The 18,906-nt window shown below is 59.0% G+C and carries 11 protein-coding genes; all 11 read right to left on the reverse strand.

All coding sequences use genetic code 11. The features are described 5' to 3' along the window. Nucleotides 1-669 precede the first annotated feature (669 nt). The 11 genes from DW180_RS08285 to moaA all read right to left on the reverse strand — a co-directional run bounded on the left by DW180_RS08285 (nt 670) and on the right by moaA (nt 18,694). A complete protein-coding gene (locus DW180_RS08285) occupies nt 670-2,439 on the reverse strand; it encodes a SpaA isopeptide-forming pilin-related protein (protein ID WP_158570971.1) in 1,770 nt (589 codons plus the stop codon). A 114-nt stretch (nt 2,440-2,553) separates the two neighbouring features. Continuing rightward, on the reverse strand, nt 2,554-4,221 hold the full coding sequence (locus tag DW180_RS08290) for a SpaA isopeptide-forming pilin-related protein (RefSeq protein ID WP_158570972.1): 1,668 nt from the start codon (nt 4,219-4,221) through the stop codon (nt 2,554-2,556). Beyond that, entirely contained in the window at nt 4,214-7,651 is a 3,438-nt protein-coding gene (locus DW180_RS08295) for a Spy0128 family protein (RefSeq protein ID WP_118238379.1), read from the reverse strand. Before DW180_RS08295 ends, DW180_RS08290 begins: the two co-directional genes overlap by 8 nt. Nucleotides 7,652-8,189: 538 nt before the next feature. Continuing rightward, a complete protein-coding gene (locus DW180_RS08300) occupies nt 8,190-9,011 on the reverse strand; it encodes an HAD family hydrolase (RefSeq protein ID WP_117817750.1) in 822 nt (273 codons plus the stop codon). A gap of 224 nt (nt 9,012-9,235) precedes the next feature. Then, nucleotides 9,236-10,516: an MFS transporter gene (locus tag DW180_RS08305; protein ID WP_158570973.1), complete on the reverse strand. Its 1,281-nt coding sequence runs from the start codon at nt 10,514-10,516 to the stop codon at nt 9,236-9,238. Nucleotides 10,517-10,752: 236 nt separating this feature from the next. Beyond that, nucleotides 10,753-12,201, reverse strand: a complete 1,449-nt coding sequence (locus tag DW180_RS08310) for a glycoside hydrolase family 1 protein (RefSeq protein WP_117563637.1) — start codon at nt 12,199-12,201, stop codon at nt 10,753-10,755. A 652-nt stretch (nt 12,202-12,853) separates the two neighbouring features. After that, nucleotides 12,854-14,293: a PTS transporter subunit EIIC gene (locus DW180_RS08315; RefSeq protein WP_118238381.1), complete on the reverse strand. Its 1,440-nt coding sequence runs from the start codon at nt 14,291-14,293 to the stop codon at nt 12,854-12,856. A gap of 118 nt (nt 14,294-14,411) precedes the next feature. Further along, complete coding sequence (locus DW180_RS08320) at nt 14,412-15,257, reverse strand: PRD domain-containing protein (RefSeq protein WP_117765392.1); 846 nt, start codon at nt 15,255-15,257, stop codon at nt 14,412-14,414. A gap of 248 nt (nt 15,258-15,505) precedes the next feature. Continuing rightward, a complete protein-coding gene (locus tag DW180_RS08325) occupies nt 15,506-16,090 on the reverse strand; it encodes a histidine phosphatase family protein (RefSeq protein WP_118238382.1) in 585 nt (194 codons plus the stop codon). 242 nt (nt 16,091-16,332) lie between these two features. Further along, nucleotides 16,333-17,634 (reverse strand): molybdopterin-guanine dinucleotide biosynthesis protein B, encoded by a 1,302-nt coding sequence (gene mobB / locus DW180_RS10610; protein WP_118238383.1) that lies wholly within the window; start codon nt 17,632-17,634, stop codon nt 16,333-16,335. A gap of 4 nt (nt 17,635-17,638) precedes the next feature. Next, the gene (moaA, locus tag DW180_RS08335) at nt 17,639-18,694 is read right to left on the reverse strand and encodes a GTP 3',8-cyclase MoaA (RefSeq protein WP_233545233.1); all 1,056 of its coding nucleotides are present in this window, start codon (nt 18,692-18,694) and stop codon (nt 17,639-17,641) included. Between the last annotated feature and the right edge of the window lie 212 nt (nt 18,695-18,906).

Raw genomic sequence — 18,906 nt, forward strand, 5'->3', positions numbered from 1 at the left:
ATGGAAACGGATGTTCTATCGGGACACACATTTTGTCCTATAAGCCGGAATTTCAGCATATGGTGACCTCCGATCGAGTCGTCGGCCGCCCGCGCACGGGATGCGTCGCAAGGCCATTTTACTGCGAATGCATGCACCCACAGCTGGTAAACGCGATTTTGACAAACATTTGTTCGATAGTCACAAACACGGTTCCTCGTCCGGCGGAGCCTGGCCGCATTGTCCGGGTTTGCCCGACGTGTTTGCGTTTTCAAAATGTCCCGGATCGGCTGGGCGATTCGGGATACTATGTCAATAGAAAACGATGCACCCCGCGTAAATATACGAGAGCGCGGGCGGCCTAGTTTTCTGGTTTTGTTAAATGCCCGGGCCTCTAACCCCGGGCATTTTAATTTGCACGCGCGGCGCAAATGCCTTCTACCGTCCGCACCGCGCGTGCGCCTACGGACCTTAAACCGAACCTCATACGAGTCAAGAAACGCGATGACGAGCGCGCCCGCATCGGACGATGGAGGCTGACTGCGTTATCCCAAAAAAACGGGGCAGACTCCAGTGCGGAGTCTGCCCCGAAAAGAGAATGGCAAAGCAAGAACGTGGATGGACGAGAAAAGTGTCCGCAAGTCTCATGGCCATCACATCCCACCTGCCAAAGGGATGGGTGAGCGAGCGTTACTCCTGCTCGGACTCCTCAGCCTGCTTACGGCTGCGGATGAGGTGCGCCACGCCGATGCACAGCACCGCGCCACCAGCGATCCAAGTGAAGGTCACGCCGTTGAGGCCGGTGAGGGGAAGGCCGGTGCCCTTCTGGTCGGTGACAGTGAGGTGTACCTTGCCGTCAGCGGCCTCGGTATTAGTTTGAGCCACCTTGACGAGATTCTCATTAGTACCAGTAGCAAGAGTGCAGCCCGGGTTAACAACAGTCGTATCGTCTGCCGGAAGCGTCCCGCGAGTAATGGTGAACGTGATGCCAGCGCTGTGGGAGTTGTTATATCCAGGCGCCGGCTTGACCTCCGTAAGGACGTAAGTACCCTCATCAAGACCAACGACGTTGATCTTGCCGCTTGCGTCGGTCTTCAGCTTAGCCTGCTCGTTATCCTTCGTCTTGGTACCATCCGCCTTGATAAAGTTGTTCGTATCATCCTGCTCCTGCAGCGTGAATTCAACGCCCTCGAGCCCCTTGCCTTCATCATCGGAACCGACCTTGGTGACGTCGATGCCGTAGGTGTAGTCGTAGGCGGGGTGCTCGACCGTGGTACCAGTACCATCAGTAGTGTGCGGGTTGTTGGAATAAGTCAGCTTAACGGTATTTTTCTGGGCTTTACCAACCAAACCATTGAACTCAGTTTTGATCGTACCGCTTTCAAAGATCTTGGTAGAGTCGAGCTTGGCCTTGTACTCGACAGTCACCTTCGAGTCGCCGTTCAGCGCAATGGCAGTCTTGCCCTCAGCCCCGCATTTCTTGAGATCGGGGAAGTCGACAGTAAGCGTATTATCCTCGTACTTGGCGTTATAGCCGGACGCGACCACGGTATCGCCGATCATGACCTTAACATCGGGCGTCGTACCGCCATCCTTGAACTTGGGCGTCATGGAATTGGGGAGTTTGTCCGTAAAGGCGTACTTGTAGGTGCCGTAACTGTTGATGTTGCCCGCGACGGTACCGATGAGCTGGTAGTCGACATATTGGTCCATCTGAGAGTCGGCAGCCATGTTGGGCTTCTTGAATGAACCGAATGTGCCACCCTTAGCGTCATCCTTGACGGCCTTGGTCACAGTGGGGACCTGCTTCTTGGGAGTTAAGTTCTCATCGGAGCCACCGACAACAGCGAAAATCGGCGAGGTGAAAGTATCCGTGTTGCCCGCGGTGGCATTTGCGGTTTCGCCGACACTCGCAGTCACAAAGAGCCAGTAGCCGGCATCCAGGCTGCTGAACTTGCCGTCGGTGCCTGTTCTCCAGCCATTCGTCCCTTCAGCGGTTGTGGCTTTTTCCAGTGCCTTGGCAATCTTGTCGAGGGTCGTTCCGGCGTCAAGCTTAGTGCTCGCGTCTGTACCAGACGTGTACTCAGCTTTGGTTTTCTTTTTAATCCATTCTGCCCACTCTTGAGCATCGTTGCCAGAGGGCTTTGTGGAATCGTCGTCGGTAAACGCCCCCGTCACAGCATCCCTAACTGAATCCGACGCCCACTCGATGTCAGAAACCGTCTTAGGCCCATTCCAGGCGCTATCCTTCTGATCCTGCGTAACCTTCGCCTTGAAAATCTGGATGCCCTTAAAAGTCGTATCCGTATAGGTCGAATCCTTAATCGTCACGTCGCCGCTCTGGGCCACCGTCGGCACGCCCCCAGCAAACGCCATGGTCACCGGGGCCATGACGCCGCCGAAGCTCAGGGCTGCGGTGAGGCCGGCGGTTACTGCCAGGCGTGCGATGTTCTTGTTCATGCTCATCTTCTTTTCCTCTGCTTTCTGCTTGAATTCTATTCGATCTAAATCTGTATGTCTGTGTCTTAGCATCTACTTCGCTACGTCTCGCCCCGCTCTCTGTGGGGCTGCCAGCTACTCTTTATGGCTGCCACCTCCCCGCTTGACCAGGAGCGCGACCACGATGAGCGCGGCTCCGGCGACCGCTGCGGCGGCCGCGGCGTACATTGCCATATCGCCAGTCGAGGGCATAAAGCCTCCGGTGGTAATGCTAGGGGGTGTGCCGGTGGGCGTGTTGATGAGCGACGCCTCTAGGCTGCCCGTCGACCCGTCCGCGCTGTCGGCACGCAGGGGCGACTCGGCCGTGATGGTGAGTTTGGGCTTGGCGGCGGCCACCTGGTCGACGTCCAGGCCCTCGGCCTTGACCGTCACGGAGCGCGTGCCCTTAAAGGCGGTGTAGCCCTTGGGTGCCTTGAGCTCGCGAATCTCCAGCTTGCCCGAGTCCACGCCCGAGACGGTCACACGGCCGTCCTCGCCCGTGGTGACGGTGGCCTTGCCCTCCGCATCCCACGTACCGTCGGCCGCTAGCGTACGACCGCGGTCGTCGGCGATGCTCAGAACCGCCCCGGGCAGCGGCTTGTCGCCGTCGCTGCCGCGCTTGGTGAGCGCGAGGTCCCAGGTGTAGGCGCACGCGTCGTCGCTCGGCGTGCGGGTGAAGCCGGCGTCGCCGGACTGGTCGGCAAAGGGAGAGCGCGGGTAGCGCAGGTAGACCTCGTTGGGGTTGCCCTTCGCGATGCCGTGGTTGCACGCGCTGTTGAGCGGTGCGTTGTACACGGCGACCACGCGGGCGCCCGCGGCGAAGGCGTCGGCCCCGCCGAGCGCGGCGACCAGGTCGCCGGTGCGCACGGTGAAGGTCCCGTCCGCGGCCACCTTGGTGGCGCACTGGGCCGTGATGTCGGTCCAGCCCTTCGCGGCCTTGGTGCCGGCGTGTCCGTCCTTGCCGGTGGCGACGGCGTCAAAGCCGCCGTCCGCGCCCGTCGCCACGTATACATGCATGCTCGCGGCCACCTTGGAGGGGTCGAGCCCTGCGCTCATGGTGTCGACGAACCGCACCGCATAGGTGTCGTAGGCGGTAAGACCCGCCGGGACCGTGGCCGAGAGGCGCCAGTACAGGTCGTCGGCGGCCGTGGCGTCGGCGGCCTTCTGCCAGGCGGCGGCGCTGTCCTCCAGCACATGCTTGGCGACCTTGGGAGTCGCCGCCTTGGGCTTGACGGTGACGGCGCTGCCGCCCACCAGGGTCATAATCGGCGCGGTGCCGACCTCGCCCTGAGCGATGGCGTCGTCGTCGGCGACGATGAGCCAGTAGCCACAGGACAGGTCGGCCGTCGTGCCCGCGTTAAGGGTCACAGACACGGCACCAGAGCTCTGAAGGGAACGAGCGAACTGTACGCTCAGCGCGCTCGTAAGGTGGGAATCGGTGTTGAGCCACTCGGCAGCTTCCTGCGCGGTGATCTGGGAATTTGGCATGCCGGCGCTGTGCAGCACAGGCAGCGCGGCGTCGCGCACGGCGTCGCTTGCCCAGGCAAGGTCGGTGAAGGTCTTGGCGTCGCTGTCGCCGTCGACGACGTTGGCGCTAAAGATCTGGTAGGCGTCGTAGCTACTCGCCACGGTGCCGCTCACCGTGATGGAACCGGTCGAGGTCGGCGCGGCCTGCGCGGATGCGGGGAACACAACCGCGCAGGTGCCGATCAGGAGGGCAAGCAGCGCAAACAAGATCGGGAAGGAGCAAACTTTCTTATTCACGACGCTTACCTCCCTTCGCATTCGCCTTGCGACGAATGTGCATCCAGGCCGCAGCAGCGCAAAGCACCGCCGCGCCGGCAAGGTACGTCAGAGTGACGCCCGACATACCAGAAAGGGGCAAAGAGGTTGAGTAGGTGTTGGTGAAGGTGGGAGTGGAACTTTCAGTGAGTTCGCGGCCCGTGTCGTTGGTCACTGGCTTGCCATCACGATCCTGAATCTGCTTGTAGGTCGCAGAGATGTTGATCTTGCCCTCAGTGTCGTCAACCGCGTTGACCGTAATCTGATAGATCGACCGGTCGTACTTATAGTTCGTAAACGGTGTGGTTGGCTGCTGCTCGCGCACGTAATAAGTAAAGGTATTGCTTGCACCGCGACCAGTGGGGTCAGTCTCGAGTTTGTTAAGTTGATCGAGCTTGTACTCAATCGGTTTGAAGCTCAGGAGCTGAGAGTTTTTGTCGTTGGCTTTGGTCTTAACCGCCTCGGCCTTATCGAACTTGTCGTTATCCGCAAACTCGAGCGTAAACTCCTTCATCTCGCCACCCTCAACGACCTTGGTCGCCTTAGGGGTCCAAGAGCCAGTCGAGTCGTACGGGGTGAACTTGTTAGTGAAAGTCGTGGAGTCACCCTCACAGATAATTGGATAATAGTCTCCACTCTTCTGCACCTTGCTCCTCGCTTTTACGTTCTCCCACTTCCCAGACGACTCGCGGAATTCGTACTTGGTTACACCGACGTTTTTAATCGTGTAGTTATGGATGTAAAGATCCTTCAGTTGGCTTGAGTTTTCTTTACTCGGAACAGACATGAGCAAGGTCTTGGTATCTTCGGCCGTCACCACAATCTTATACACGCTGGAGTCGTACGTGATGCCAGAATCACCACCGGGATCTTCGACCAAGTAGTATGTGATTTCGTTACCCGCGCCACTCGATGCGAATTGTTCACCAAGGTCAAACGTAATGCTGCCTTCTGCATCATTTGCTGCTGTTCCAACCTCGGTGCAAACGTCGCGATTGAATGTCGTGCCAGCTGTCGTGCCAGCCAAAGGGTCGTCTGAATCCTTGCGATACACCGTAAAGGAGAACTCCCCATCATTGAGCTTGCGGCCTTCCAGCTTCTTGGTCGCCTTGAGCTTGAGGCTCGGATAGACATACGTGTCCTCAGGCGCGCCCATGTACAGGTCGCCGTTCGACATGATGCCGCCGCCATGGTTCCAGGAATAATTGCCCGTGATAAACGTCGCGCCCGCCTCTAGCGCAGCCTTTCGCGCATTGATCGCCTCGGGGTCTTGAGCCTTAACATCCGAACTCAGGCCGATGCTGTTATATACCTGCACGCCACCGTTAGCGGGGATAGTAATGGCTTTCTGAAGCTCTAAGCTTCCCCGATACTTAGCATCGCCGCCGCCAAGCATTTTGCCAATCACCGCCGCGATCGGAGTCGTATGACCCTCCGCCGCAAGGAAGAAGTCCGCGTGGCCGTTTTTGCGAAACACTTCGGCATTGTAGGCGTCGGAGTCCTGGTCCTTACCGTGACCACCGCCGGAAAGATGGGGGGTGCCGTTATTGCCTGTATTACTCACGGATTCGTAATCGTTCGCGTTTTGCTCATTTCCGGCAGAAGTATTACCGAAAATCGCCGTGCCGTCGGTGCCTGTCACCAAAGTCTTACCCGTCGGGCAAACCGCAACGCCGCCACCGTAGCCACCGGCCTCATTGCTGCTTATATAGGAGTTATAGACAAATAGCCTACCAGCATTAGACGCGACCTTAGAATCGCCCTGGACGAAGATGCCGCCTCCACCCCAGTCAAAGCGAGACATGCAGTGGTTATTAGTGATATAGACTGGATTTGAATTTGACGTTCCTTTTATCATCGCGTCAACCATCTGGCCCACGCGAATGCCGGCACCCTCAGAGCGAAAACTCACGTTAGAGGCAATAGTTCCCCCCGTAATGTTGAGCCATGCCATTGTCTTGCGCGAGCTCGCCCCTTGGTGTTCGATGTCGGTCACATAGACGCCGCCGCCGGCTTCCTCAGAATAGTTGCCCGTGATCTGGCCGCCCGAAATGGTGACATGAGTACCGTTTTTAGCGGCAAGTCCAGCACCGCCATGATCGCCATTACCATCGTTACCACAGTAATTGGCATATTTATTGTTAGTAATGTAGCCACCAGAAACAGTAACGCTGCCGCCTTCGGCCATGATGCCGCCGCCGAAACCAACACCAGTAGCAAGCGTGCTGTTGCCGGAGATTACGCCATTAGTTATGTTGACCGTGGAGTCTTTAGCATACACACCACCGCCACTAGGAGCACTGTTGCCGGCAATTACGCCACCGGAAACCTCGAGGGTCGAATTACCGTGTATTTCAATTCCACCGCCCGCACCCGAGCCAGAAGCTCCACACACATAGCCGCCGCGCATGTTGACGGTAGAGCCGTTCTCGGCATAGACCAAGCTGCTAACGCTGCCGCCTTGTTTTTGCGTGATCACGCCGCTCACAAGGTTAAACGTGCCGCCCTTGCCGTTGTTGTTATATAGATTGATGAGCTTTAGATTTGCGTTGCCGCCGCACGCCACGATGGCGCCTTTAATCTCAACGTCATGTTTGACAAGTGTCTCGGTTGTGCCTGTTCCGCTCGGGGACGATTCGGTCACGTAGTAGGTAAGATTAGATGGAATGTTATCGTTATCGTAAGTCAGTTCGGCATTCTTGCCATAATTGGCGGCATTCTTGTCATAATTATCGGCATTCAGGCTCTGCCCCTGATCAGCTAGCTGCTGGCCCTCGCTGACCGTCTCACCCACCTGTGCAGAATCCCTAATTGTAAGTGACGCACCACCGGCAACATTGAATAACGGCTTGTCGGCGCTCGAGTGCTTAATCTTATGACCACTTAGGTCAAGGGTGATATTGCTGCCGCCTTTGTTAAGTGTGATTTCACCAGGAAAGTCAATATCAGCCGCAAGCGTAAAGCTGGCGGTTTGATTTTCCTCAACGCCTAGAAGCTTTCCCTGCAAGTCACCGGCATTCTTGATGTCCGCGGCCGTCTCTTCGCTCGCCACAGCCTCCTCGGCTGACGTACCAGCGCCATCGTCGATCGCTTCATTTTCTTCTGCCTGCGACTCGTCCTTGGGCTGCTCCTCCTGCTGAATTTCGTCGTCGCCCGCAGCATCGTCATTATCCTGGTTCTCGGTATCCTCGTTAGTAGTGTTGTCTACATCAGTAGACTCACTTGAGGAACCCCCCCCCATCACAGTTTTCTCGGCAGAAACCGTCTGGGCGTCGTTGGCAATGGCCTGCGAGATCGGGGGCATGACGAGCGACAGTACCAGGCTCAAAACGGAGGCTCCGCACAAAACGCCTGCCAGTACACGGCGCATCGCTTTTTTACTCTGCTTAGATTTGTCTGAATTCGCTTTCATCGATGTCTCCTCCCCAAGAGACCGCGATCTTGCTCTTTCACCATCAAACTTGGGCGCGCAACCTATAATTGCTCGCGCTCGATATGCATATTATTACTCTTTGTTTAAACAACGCAAGCCTAACAATGTCAGTTTTGCTTTACGTTGCCTTAACTTCTTGACAATTATTCAAACTATGCATTGTTTTTCGAGGGTTAAATTTCGGAAAGACGCTGGTAAACTCGTTAGCAAATCTAGATAAATGACACTTTATCATTGTTTGTACAACACTTTGTTTTAACCCGCTCAATCTGTGAACGGTCAAAATTGCGCCGTGAATGGCAGTATATCTACCTGCAAATATTAGTTATGAGCTAATTGGTCAATTACTGCACAACCAGCGTGTGCCGACATGTTCATACATCGACACTTGAATGACATCGCATGTTACCGGCTGCAAATCTCCTCGCTACAAAAAAGCGTCCCAACAATCGACTGTTGGGACGCTTGGAAAACCACCACAAAGGCGCTCTGCCCTCTTTGTGGCTGCCCCCAGGCGCTACAGCAGATGCTCCTGGATAAAGACCGCGATGCCGTCCTCGTCGTTGCTCGCGGTTACAAAGTCCGCGGCGGCACGGGTGGCGTCGCTGCCATTTGCCATGGCCACACCCACGCCGGCGTCGGCCACCATGCAGGTATCGTTATCGGCATCGCCAAACACGCAGATGTTCTGAAGCTCCATGCCGTTGAGCTCCGCCACGCGCACAAGGCCGCGCGTCTTGGACACGCGCGGATCCATGAACTCGTAGAGCCGCTGCGTGGTCTGCAGGGCCGCCGCCTTAACAGTGTCATCGGCAAACGTCGACGCCCGCTCAATCACCCGCGGCATTACCTCGGGCGCCATGGTAAACATCACCTTGGGCTGCGGCTCGCGCAAAAACTCGGCAAAATCGACCACCTGGTAGGGCACGCCGTCGACGCGCGACAGGTGCTCGACGCACGCGTTGCTCTCGGGCACGTAGAACACGCCGTCTCGGGGGCAGACGGGTGTTGCCGGAAGGTCCGCCATGTGCTTGCAGATGCGCGCGATGGTCTCGCCCGGCAGCGGAAAGCTCAGCTCGTTGATGGCGTGCGCGCGATCGATGACCTCGGCGCCACCGCAGCCCACGAGCACGTCCACCAGGCCTTCGATGCCCCAGAACTCGTACATGGCCTCGGTCGCGTGGGCGTCGCGCCCGGTGCACAGGCCAAAAAGCACGCCGCGGTCGCGCAGGGCGCGGATCGCCGCCACGGTGCGCGGGGACACCGTATGCTGGCTCGTGAGCAGCGTACCGTCGATATCGCAGAACACGGCTTTGATGTGGCTGAAGGTGGTGTCCATGGGGGCCTTTCTGGGTTGCGCGGCGGTGTGGGGTGTGGTCGTGAACGGCGTACATGCTATACCAAGGCGCAGGCGCGGCCCGTTAAAGCAAAAACCACCACAAAGGTGCCTGGCTCCTTTGTGGTGGCCGGACCCGCAGGGTGGCCTGGCCCGGGGCGCAAACCATCACAACATTCGACGTTATTCGGCAAAATTGCGATTTTCATCGAATGTTGTGATGGTTTTTACTGCTTTGCGGCACGATCCAGATGCCGACGTCCAAACAGCAGCAGCGCCGCGGGAACCGCCGTCACGACCATGCCCGCTCCCACGAGTGTCCGTTGTACGCCAAATGTTGCCGCCAGCCACGGGGCAATCGCCAGAGGGGCCACGCCGGCGAACATATTGCCAAAGCCCATGACCGAGTTCACACGGCCAAGCTGCTCGAGCGGTGCCGTCGTCTGCACAATGGTGTTGTGGAGCGGGTTGACGATGCCCCAAGCTATGCCCAGGGCGACCTGACCGACGAGGGCCACACCCACGTACGGCGTCCCCACATAGAGCAGGCTTCCCAGGCCCACGGACATAAGTGCCACGAGCAGCGTTTTAAGGTTGACCAGGTGCGGCGGCAAGCGGAGCGCGAGCACGGCACCCAGCACCGCGCCGACACCGCAGGCAGACGAGAGCCAGCCCATCCACTCAACGCCGACGTGCAGGACATCGCGGTAGAAGAACGACTCCAGCGGATCGAAGGCTCCGTAGCCAAAGTTCGAAAGAAAAATGATGCAGAACAGCAGGGCGAGGACGCTGTTGGTGAAGACTGTCTTGATGCTGGCTGCGAAGGTGGCGCGGGCGGACGTGCTGGGGTTGGAGCTTTGTCCCGCACGCTCCCCTTCCTCTGCCGAATCGGCATCCGCATGCCCGGCGACATGGCTGGTCTGCGGCCTAAAGCCCCAACCGACAACGAACGCCAGCACGGTAAAGAGCATCATGAGCACGAACACCGCGCGCGACGATGCAGCCGCCGCGACAAAGCCGCCCAGCGTGGGGCCAACGATGATACTCACGTTTGAAAACATGGCGATGGCGGAGTTGATGTCTTTGAGCTCGACAGGATCGTCGGTGAGGTAGGCCGGATAGGACGTGGCGATGGGCTGGGCAAATCCCATCACAAAGCCCAGGAACACCGCGCCGAGTAGGACGACGCCGGTCGCGCTACCAAAGGCGATGATTGCCGTGCCAGTTGCGAGAGCGCCGACGATGCTCAGCAAGAAATGGCGGCGCGGACCCCATGCGTCGAGCGCAGCGCCACCCGCAAAGGAACCCAGGATCACGAAAACGTTCATGAACAGGACGGCCAGCGACGTCGCGACGACCGAGGCATCGTCCGCATAGGTAAGCGTTCCGATGATGCCGATAAAATAACTGGTCTGAAACCCGGTGTAGATGAGGAAGCGCATTGCCACCAGGCGTTTAGCCTGCACGGACAGCGATGATTGAGGCTTTGAGAAAAGAGATGCGAGCATGGAGACTCCTTGTTTCATACGAATACGGGCGGTGGGCATTCGCCACCGTCTGTCAAATCAATCTATCCGCATGAAACATTAAGGACACATCAGGACCCTTCTCTCCGTTTTTCGCCCGTCATGAACTACTTGGTAGATTGTAAGGCATGTCCCACACATCTACCAAAGCAAAAACCACCACAAAGGTGCCTGGCCCCTTTGTGGTGGTTGCGACGTTTACGCTGGTTGAGACTTGGCTAGGCCAGGTCGGCGCCGTTGGTGGCGATGACCTTCTTGTACCAGAAGAAGCTGTCCTTGCGGCTGCGGGCGAGCGTGCCGTTGCCGTCGTTGTCCTTGTCGACGTAGATGAAGCCGTAGCGCTTCTTCATCTCGCCGGTCGAGGCGCTCACCAAATCGATGCAGCCCCACATGGTGTAGCCCATCAGGTCCACGCCGTCCTCGATGGCAATCTCCATCTGCTTGATATGCTCGCGCAGGTAATCGATGCGGTAGCCGTCGTGAATCGCACCGTCCGCCTCGACCTCGTCCACCGCGCCCAGGCCGTTCTCGACGATCATCAGCGGCACCTGGTAGCGGTCGTAGACCTCCTCCAGGTAGTAACGCAGGCCCTCGGGGTCGATCGCCCAACCCCAATCGCTCTTCTTGAGGTACTCGTTGCCGGCGCCACCAAAGATGTTGCCCTGCTCCAGCAGCACCGGGTCAGCCGTGGCCGTGGCGCTCATGTAGTAGCTAAAGCTGTAGAAGTCGACCTTGCCGGCGGCCAGCGTGGCGGCGTCCTCGGGCGAAACCTCCACGTGCACGCCTTCGCGGCGCCACACGCTGGGCGCCCACGAGGGATACGCACCGCGCACCTGCACGTCGCCGCAGTAGAAGTTCATCTCGCGCTGCTGCTTTTGTGCGGCCAGAACGTCTGCCGGATTGCACGTGTGCGGGTAGCAGGCGTTGCCGGCGATCATGCAGCCGATCTTGTTCTGGGGATCGATCTGATGGCCCATGGTGACGCACTTGGCGCTCGCCAGGAACTGATGGTGCAGGGCATCGAAGCGCGCCTGCGGGTCGTCCCAGTCGCAGTCGCCAAAGGCCATAGGCGTGTCGGTTGCCTCGGGCACCATGCCGCCGCCCATCACGCCGCCAAAGCCGCCCATGAGCAGGCAATTGATTTCGTTAAAGGTGAGCCAGTAGCGCACCAGGCCCTTGTACTCGGTCATGACGGTGCGGGCGTAGTTGAGGTAGAAATCGATGAGCTTGGGGTTCTTCCAGCCTCCGTAGTTTTTGGACAGACCATAAGGCAGCTCATAGTGGCTAAGGGTGACCATGGGCTCGATGCCCTGCTCCTGACAGGCCTGGAACACACGGCGGTAGAACTCGATGCCGGCCTGGTTGGGCTCGGCCTCGTCGCCGTTGGGGAAGATACGGCTCCAGTTGATGGACATGCGGTAGCACTTAAAGCCCATCTCGCCAAAAAGCTTGATGTCGTCGAGATAGTGATGGTACATGTCCACGGCCTCGTGGCTGGGATAGTGGTACTGGGGCAGAATGCCGTCGGTAATGTGGCGCGGCTCGGAGACCGTGCCGCCGGTCATGATGTCGGGAACGCCGAGGCCCTTGCCGTCCTCGTTGTATCCGCCTTCGCACTGATTGGCGGCAGTGGCACCGCCCCACAGAAATCCATCGGGAAAAGCCATGTTGGCTCCTTTCGTACGTGTTGGGATGTTGCGTGGGCGCCGAAGCGGCGTCCACGAGGTAATTTGCGTCCCGATCGGAGTTCGCGTTGAGTCGGCCGCCACGAAACCGGCCCATCTACTACGTTTAGTCGTGAACCCCCGACCACGCCGCAATTGTCAAAAATAAAACCGCAGGTAGACGGCTTGGCGGTTTTCGAAAAACCACCGTGTGGTTGGCCCCTACCACTTAAACGTAGTAGATAGGCCGGTTTCGTGGCGAGGCATGTTGCGGGACGCGCACGGACCGACCCATCGAAACTATGCCGGCTTAAGATATGCGGACGGAGCTGACGGAGACGACGTTTGCCCAGATAAAACCGACCAAAATAAACCTGTCCCTTATTGGCAGGTTCAAAACCATGCCGGTTTACGGGGCAGAACCAGTGCCCCTTGAGCATGCCAGAAACGGCAAGGACAAAACCGCAGGTAGGAGGCTTGTCAGTTTACGGAAAAACGGGGTATGGTCAGCACTCACCGTTTCAGCCCCGTAATCCGGCATGGTTTTGATTTTGGGCAGTCGCTCGGACGAGCGCATGGCATCTAGCCCCTTTGAAAAAAAACCGGCGGGGCGCTCCCCCCCCGCCGGCTTGGTACCGAGTCTTTGTCGTTTGGGCTACTTGGCAGCCTCGGGCTTGTAGGTGGCAAACTCGATCGCAAAGCCCACGGCGGCACCCACGAAAGAGGCAACGATAGCCCAGATCATGTGGTTGATGCCGTTAACACCGGAGGGGTCGATGAAGGACAGCCAGTTGAAGACGCCCAGACCACCGGACATGTACACCACGGCGCCGGAGAGACCAATGATGAGGCCGCCCACAGCAGAACCGATGCTGGCGTTGATGAAGGCCTTCTTATCGGGCAGGGCGACACCGTAGATAGCGGGCTCGGTGACACCAAAGAAGAAGGCGGAGATCATGGCCGGCAGCGCGATACCGCGGAACTTCTCGTCCTTGTTCTTGAGATACATGGCGAAGAGCACGGCGCCCAGCGAGAAGGAGTGGGCGATAACGGAGCCCAGGATGTAGTCGTGGCCCAGAGTGGACAGGTTGACCAGCGCGATGGGCACGAGCGACCAGTGGAAGCCAAAGATGACCAGGCACATCCAGAAGGCACCGACGAGGGTGCAGCCCAGGAGGGAGCCGATCATGGGCAGGCCAAACAGCAGCGCGAAGAACTCACCAAGCAGGTTGGTGATGAGCGTGGCGATGGGGCCAATGACCAGATAGCCAAGGGCGACGGTAACGGTGACGACGATCAGCGGGGTGAAGAACATCTTCATAGAAGCGGGCATCCACTTCTTAACCCAGTGCTCGAGGGTGGAGCCAAACCAGACCATGAGCAGGATGGGGATAACGGAGCTGGTGTAACCCGAGGCAGGCATGATGAGCGGCAGGCCCAGGAACGTGGTGTACCAAGAGAAGGTGCCAGCAAAGCCGAGCTCGACGGAGCCGACAACCTCGCCCGAGGTCAGGGCAACCATGGTGGGATACACCAGGGCAAAGGCGATGGCCATGCCGTTGAACTCGCTCATCTTGAACTTCTTGGCCGCGGTAAAGCCAAGCACCACGGGCAGGAAGTAGAACATGCCGTCAGCGACGGTGTAGAGCAGCGTGTAGGCGCCGTCGTTGGCAAAGCTCGGGACCAGGAAGGTAGCGAGCGCCAGCAGGCCCTTCATGATACCGGCAGCGGCGAAGGTGCCGAGCATGGGGGCGAAGATGCCCGAGATGAGGTCGATGATCACATCGGTAACGCCCTTGGGAGCGGCATCGTCGTCATCGGCGTCGACGGCGCCGCCGTCGCTAAAACCGCCGGCCTTGAGAACGGCGTCGTAGACGTCCTCGACGATGTTGCCCACAACAACCTGGTACTGGCCGTTGGCGTGCATGACCTTGATGACGTTGGGCAGCTCGGAGATTGCCTCGTCATTGGCCTTCGACTCGTCCTTGAGCTTAAAACGAACACGGGTAATGCAGTGTGCGACGCATTTGACGTTGGACTTGCCGCCAACCAGCTCTACGATCTGGGCAGCAAGATCGTCGTATTTACCTGCCATGATCTGTCCTCTCTTTTCCAAATTTCGACAAAAATATCCCCTACCGCGAGCCGGTACCTTGCCCGCAGTTAGAAACCAAAAAGAATTGTTGCGATTGCCGCCGGGCTGGCGGCTTTACTCACTCGGTCTGCGAAGCCGATCGCAGACGGTTGATATGCATCATCAGATACAAGAGCTCCTCGTCCGAGCAGCTCTGCTTGAACTCTTTCTCGAACACGCGGTTGATGGCGTACGCACACTGGTAGGCCTCGGGAAAATCGCGGGCGGCCTGCATAAACAGTGAGGAGTTCTCGGTCTGCGTGCAGCTGCCCTTAACAAGGCGGCGAACCAAAAAGCGCAGGTGCGCAAGAAAGCGAATGTAGCAGTACGAAGCCGTGTCGAGCGAGCAGCCGAGCTGCTTTTCCACGGAATGGGTTACCTCGTCAAGCACGCGGGTGCTCTTCATGATGAAGTCCATGTCCTTGGCGCGGCCCATGCCGTCGACCTCGGCGTTAACGATGTGGAGCGCGATGCTCGTGGCCTCGTTCTGACCCAGCTTGGCGCCGGTGTGCTTTTGCACGATGGCGAGCGCGGCCTGACCGATTTCGAGCTCACGCGGGTAGATGAAAGCCACCTCATGCTCGAGCGGGTTGGGAGCGCTGATCTGGTCGTCGTCGCGCTGAACGGCAAACTGCAGGTGATCTGCCAGGATAAAGGGCAGGCCACCGGACAGCTTGCAACCAAGCTGCTGGGATGCGAAGCAGGCAATGTCGCTTGCCGCGAGCAGAACGTCGTCGGGAAGTGTGCCGACCATATCCTGCAGGCTCTCGGGAACGTTATAGAATTTGCGCTGGATGAGCGACTCATCGACAAGCTCGTAGGGCATCTCGTGAAAACCGATGCCCTTGCCAAAGACAACAACCTCTCGGCCGTCATCGCTGGCGGCGAGAGCAACGTTATTGTTGATCTTCTTTAAAATGAGCATGAAAAAACTCCTCGGACATCGGCGCTAGACGACGGGGCGATATTCCTCGTCTTCTATTATGCGCAAGTGATGCCTCCCGAGGAGTAACAAACTTGTGAGCACGTGGGCGATTGTAGGATGAAACTTGCATGCAGCGTAAGCCCCATTGGTGCGAAAGTCCGCTGAACGGTAGGAAATCGCCTGTAAACGGCAAAACCACCACAAAGGTGCCTGGCCCCTTTGTGGTGGTTTTGGCTGATGCCCCGATGTTACTCGCGCGGGGTGCCGTAGGGGTTGTACAAATCTGCAAGAGCAAATGTGCCGGTAGTAGCATCAAAGTCGAGTTCGAGCACACAGCAGTTGCCAATGCGGTGCTTCATCTTGAGCGGCTCCACGCCCACGCCGCGCATGACCTGAGCCGCTGCGGCGCCATGGCTCACGCACAACACTCTCTCATGTCCAGGGCGCTGCATGAACTCGGTGATGGTCGCCATCATACGCTCGCGAAACTCGACTTCGCCCTCGCCGTCATACTGCTTGTAAAAATCGCCGTACGGCAGGCGCGGATTCAAATCCTCGCTCGCGCCCTCAAATTTGCCAAAGTTCCACTCCTTAAGGCCCTTGACGCGCTCGTAAGGCTGACCGGGGAACGCAAGCTCAAGCGTGTCGCACGCACGCTCGGACGTCGAACTGTACGCATGGTCAAACGTAAGGCCACGCCCTCGCAGGGTCGCACCGACAGTTTTAGCCTGCTCGATTCCCAGCTCGGTGAGCGGCGAGTCACACCAGCCCTGCTTGCGACGAAGCAAGTTAAAGAGCGTTTGACCGTGACGCATAAAGTACAGTTTTGACATGAGGCCTCCGTGATCGCAATCGTTTGTCAGCGATTATGACACCTTGAGCTAACTTTAAGTCAAAGCTTTTTTGCAAAAACCACCACAAAGATGCCTGTCCCTTTTTGGCATGTTATGGCAGCGCAGCGAGCCGGTTCCAAGTGCCCCAGGTCGCCCCGAAAGAGGAGCGACGCGTACTTTGGTACGCGAGCGACGGCTTGAGGGGCGAGATGGGGTGCTTGGGGCCGGCGCAGCGTCAAGCCTTAAAGGTGGTCTTGGATGAGGTCGCAGATGGCTCGGGCGTCGTTGATGTTGATGGCTCGGGTCGCAAAGCCGGCGTCGAAGGCCTGACGTGCCAGGGCCTCGTTGCAGGCAAGGGCCAGCGTGTGGCCGTCGACCAGGTCGAGTGAGCTCTTGCCGCGCAGACGGTCGACACCGGAGCGCGCGACCACGATGTTGTCGAAGCCCTCGGTCTTGTAGCCCTCGATGATCACCACATCGACATCGTTGTAGCGCGACAGCAGCTCGCGCGCGGGCATCTCGTCCTCCTCGCGCGTGTCGGCGTACTCCGCCCAGCGCGTGGCGCAGATGAGGCCCACGTGCTTGGATCCGGCCTGGTGATGGCGCCACGTATCCTTAGCGGGCACGTCGATATCAAAGCCATGATGCCCATGATGCTTGAGCGAACCCACGCGCAGGCCGCGGCGGGTGAGCTCGGCGATAACCTTCTCGACGAGCGTGGTCTTGCCCGAGTTCTGGTAGCCGATAAACGCGATCGCGGGGACGGCCGAGGCCGGAGCTGCGGGCGCGACGGTGACGGGTGCGCTCGCGGGTGTGGCACCGTCAGCGGCCACGGCCTCAACAGCAGCGGCCTGACGCTCGGCGCGATCCCACACGCCTGAGCGGCCGCCTTCCTTGTGCAACAGGCGCACGTCGACGATCTCCATGCCGCGATCGACGGCCTTGCACATGTCGTAGATGGTCAGACACGCGGCACTCGCGCCGGTCAGGGCCTCCATCTCGATACCCGTCTTGCCCGTCACGCCTGCCGTGACCAGCACGTGAAAGCCAACTTGCCCGTCTGCGCGCGCCGGCGCCCAGCCCTCGGGCACGTCCTCGGCCGGCGTCCCCGCCGGAGCGATGGGCGCAATGTCGCACTTGCTCTTGGTAATGAGCAACGGATGGCACATGGGGATGATGTCGCTCGTGCGTTTGATGGCCATAATGCCCGCCACACGTGCGCAGGCAAGCACGTCGCCCTTTTTGGCGCGGTCCTGCAGCACCATGGCCTGCGTCTCGGGGTGCATGAGGATGGTGCCCTCGGCGATGGCGATGCGATGGGTCTCGGCCTTGTCGGACACGTCGACCATGCGCACCTCGCCCTTGGCGTCCACGTGCGTCAGCTCGTCGCGACGGGCGTCACGGGCGGACTCGGCGACAGTGCTGGCGGACGGCTGCACGGACGCGTCGGCGCTGCCAGCATTCGCCGCAGCCGTGGCTTTGTGGGCAGACATCGCGGCCCTGCGAGCGGCCTTGGTGGCATCGGCGTACCTGCTCTTGGCCATATGATCATCCTCCGATTTGGGACATAAATCGTTGCGTGCCCTCAATTATCGCGTGTTCCTGCGGTTTGTGGGCGACGGCATCGCGCCAAATCGAAAGTACCTGCATATCATCACCACGGCGCAGGGCGTCGCGCACCGAATACTCGGCATCGCTGAACAGGCACGGGCGCACGTTGCCATCGGCCGTCAGGCGCAGACGGTTGCAGTTCGCGCAAAAATGGTTGGACATGGCGCTAATGAAACCAACCGTTCCCGCCGCGCCCGGAAAGTGCCAATAGCGCGCAGGGCCCGCGCCGGCAGGAGCGTCGTTGATGTTGAGCGGCTCGAGCTCACCCAGTCCCGCCGCGGCGGCCCCGGCATTGATGCGCGCCCGTAGCTCGTCGCTCGGCACGGTATCGCTCGCGTCCCACAACTCGGGATTGAGCGCGGGTGCATGCGGATCCACGGCACAATGCGAACTCGTGCGCTCGTCGCCGATGGGCATGTATTCGATAAAGCGCAGGTGGATGGGACGGTCGAGCGTGAGCCGCGCGAGGGCCGCCACATCTTGGTTGAGCCGGCGCACAACAACGCAGTTGACCTTAACGGGCTCAAAGCCCCAAGCCAGTGCCGCGTCGATGCCAGCCATGGTCTGCTCGAGCCGACCCAGGCGCGTGATCTTTCCAAACAGCGAGGGGTCGAGCGTGTCGAGCGAGATGTTGACGCGGTTAAGCCCCGCGTCTTTGAGCTGCGGCGCCAGCTTGGGCAGCAAGGCGCCGTTGGTGGTAAGCGAGATGTCCTCGATCTGCGGGATCGCGCGGATGTCGCGAATGAGCGGAATGATACGGCGGCTGACCAGCGGCTCGCCGCCCGTCAGGCGTACGCGGCGAATGCCCTCCCCCGCCACCAAGCGCACAAAGCGGGCGATTTCCTCGGCACTGAGCAGCTCGTCGTGCGCGCGGGGTGCCACGCCATCGGCCGGCATGCAGTAAATGCAGCGGAAATTGCACTTGTCGGTAACGGCAATGCGCAGGTAATTGATATCGCGACCAAAGCCGTCATGTTGCACGTGCCCGTCCACGCAGCCCTCCCCTCACGCGGCGTTTTATTCTTCGGAAAACATAATACCCCACGGGAGAATCATGCCGACACCCGTACGACAGGACAGGTCACTTCAAGCAAAACGGACTTTCCAAGCCCATCCTCAGCACAGACCATCACAACATTCGATGCTTTTCCCGATTTTGGCGAAAAACGTCGAATGTTGTGATGGTCTGCCTGCCCACGGCACCC

Source organism: Collinsella sp. AM16-21, from assembly GCF_003471905.1.
GTDB lineage: Bacteria > Actinomycetota > Coriobacteriia > Coriobacteriales > Coriobacteriaceae > Collinsella.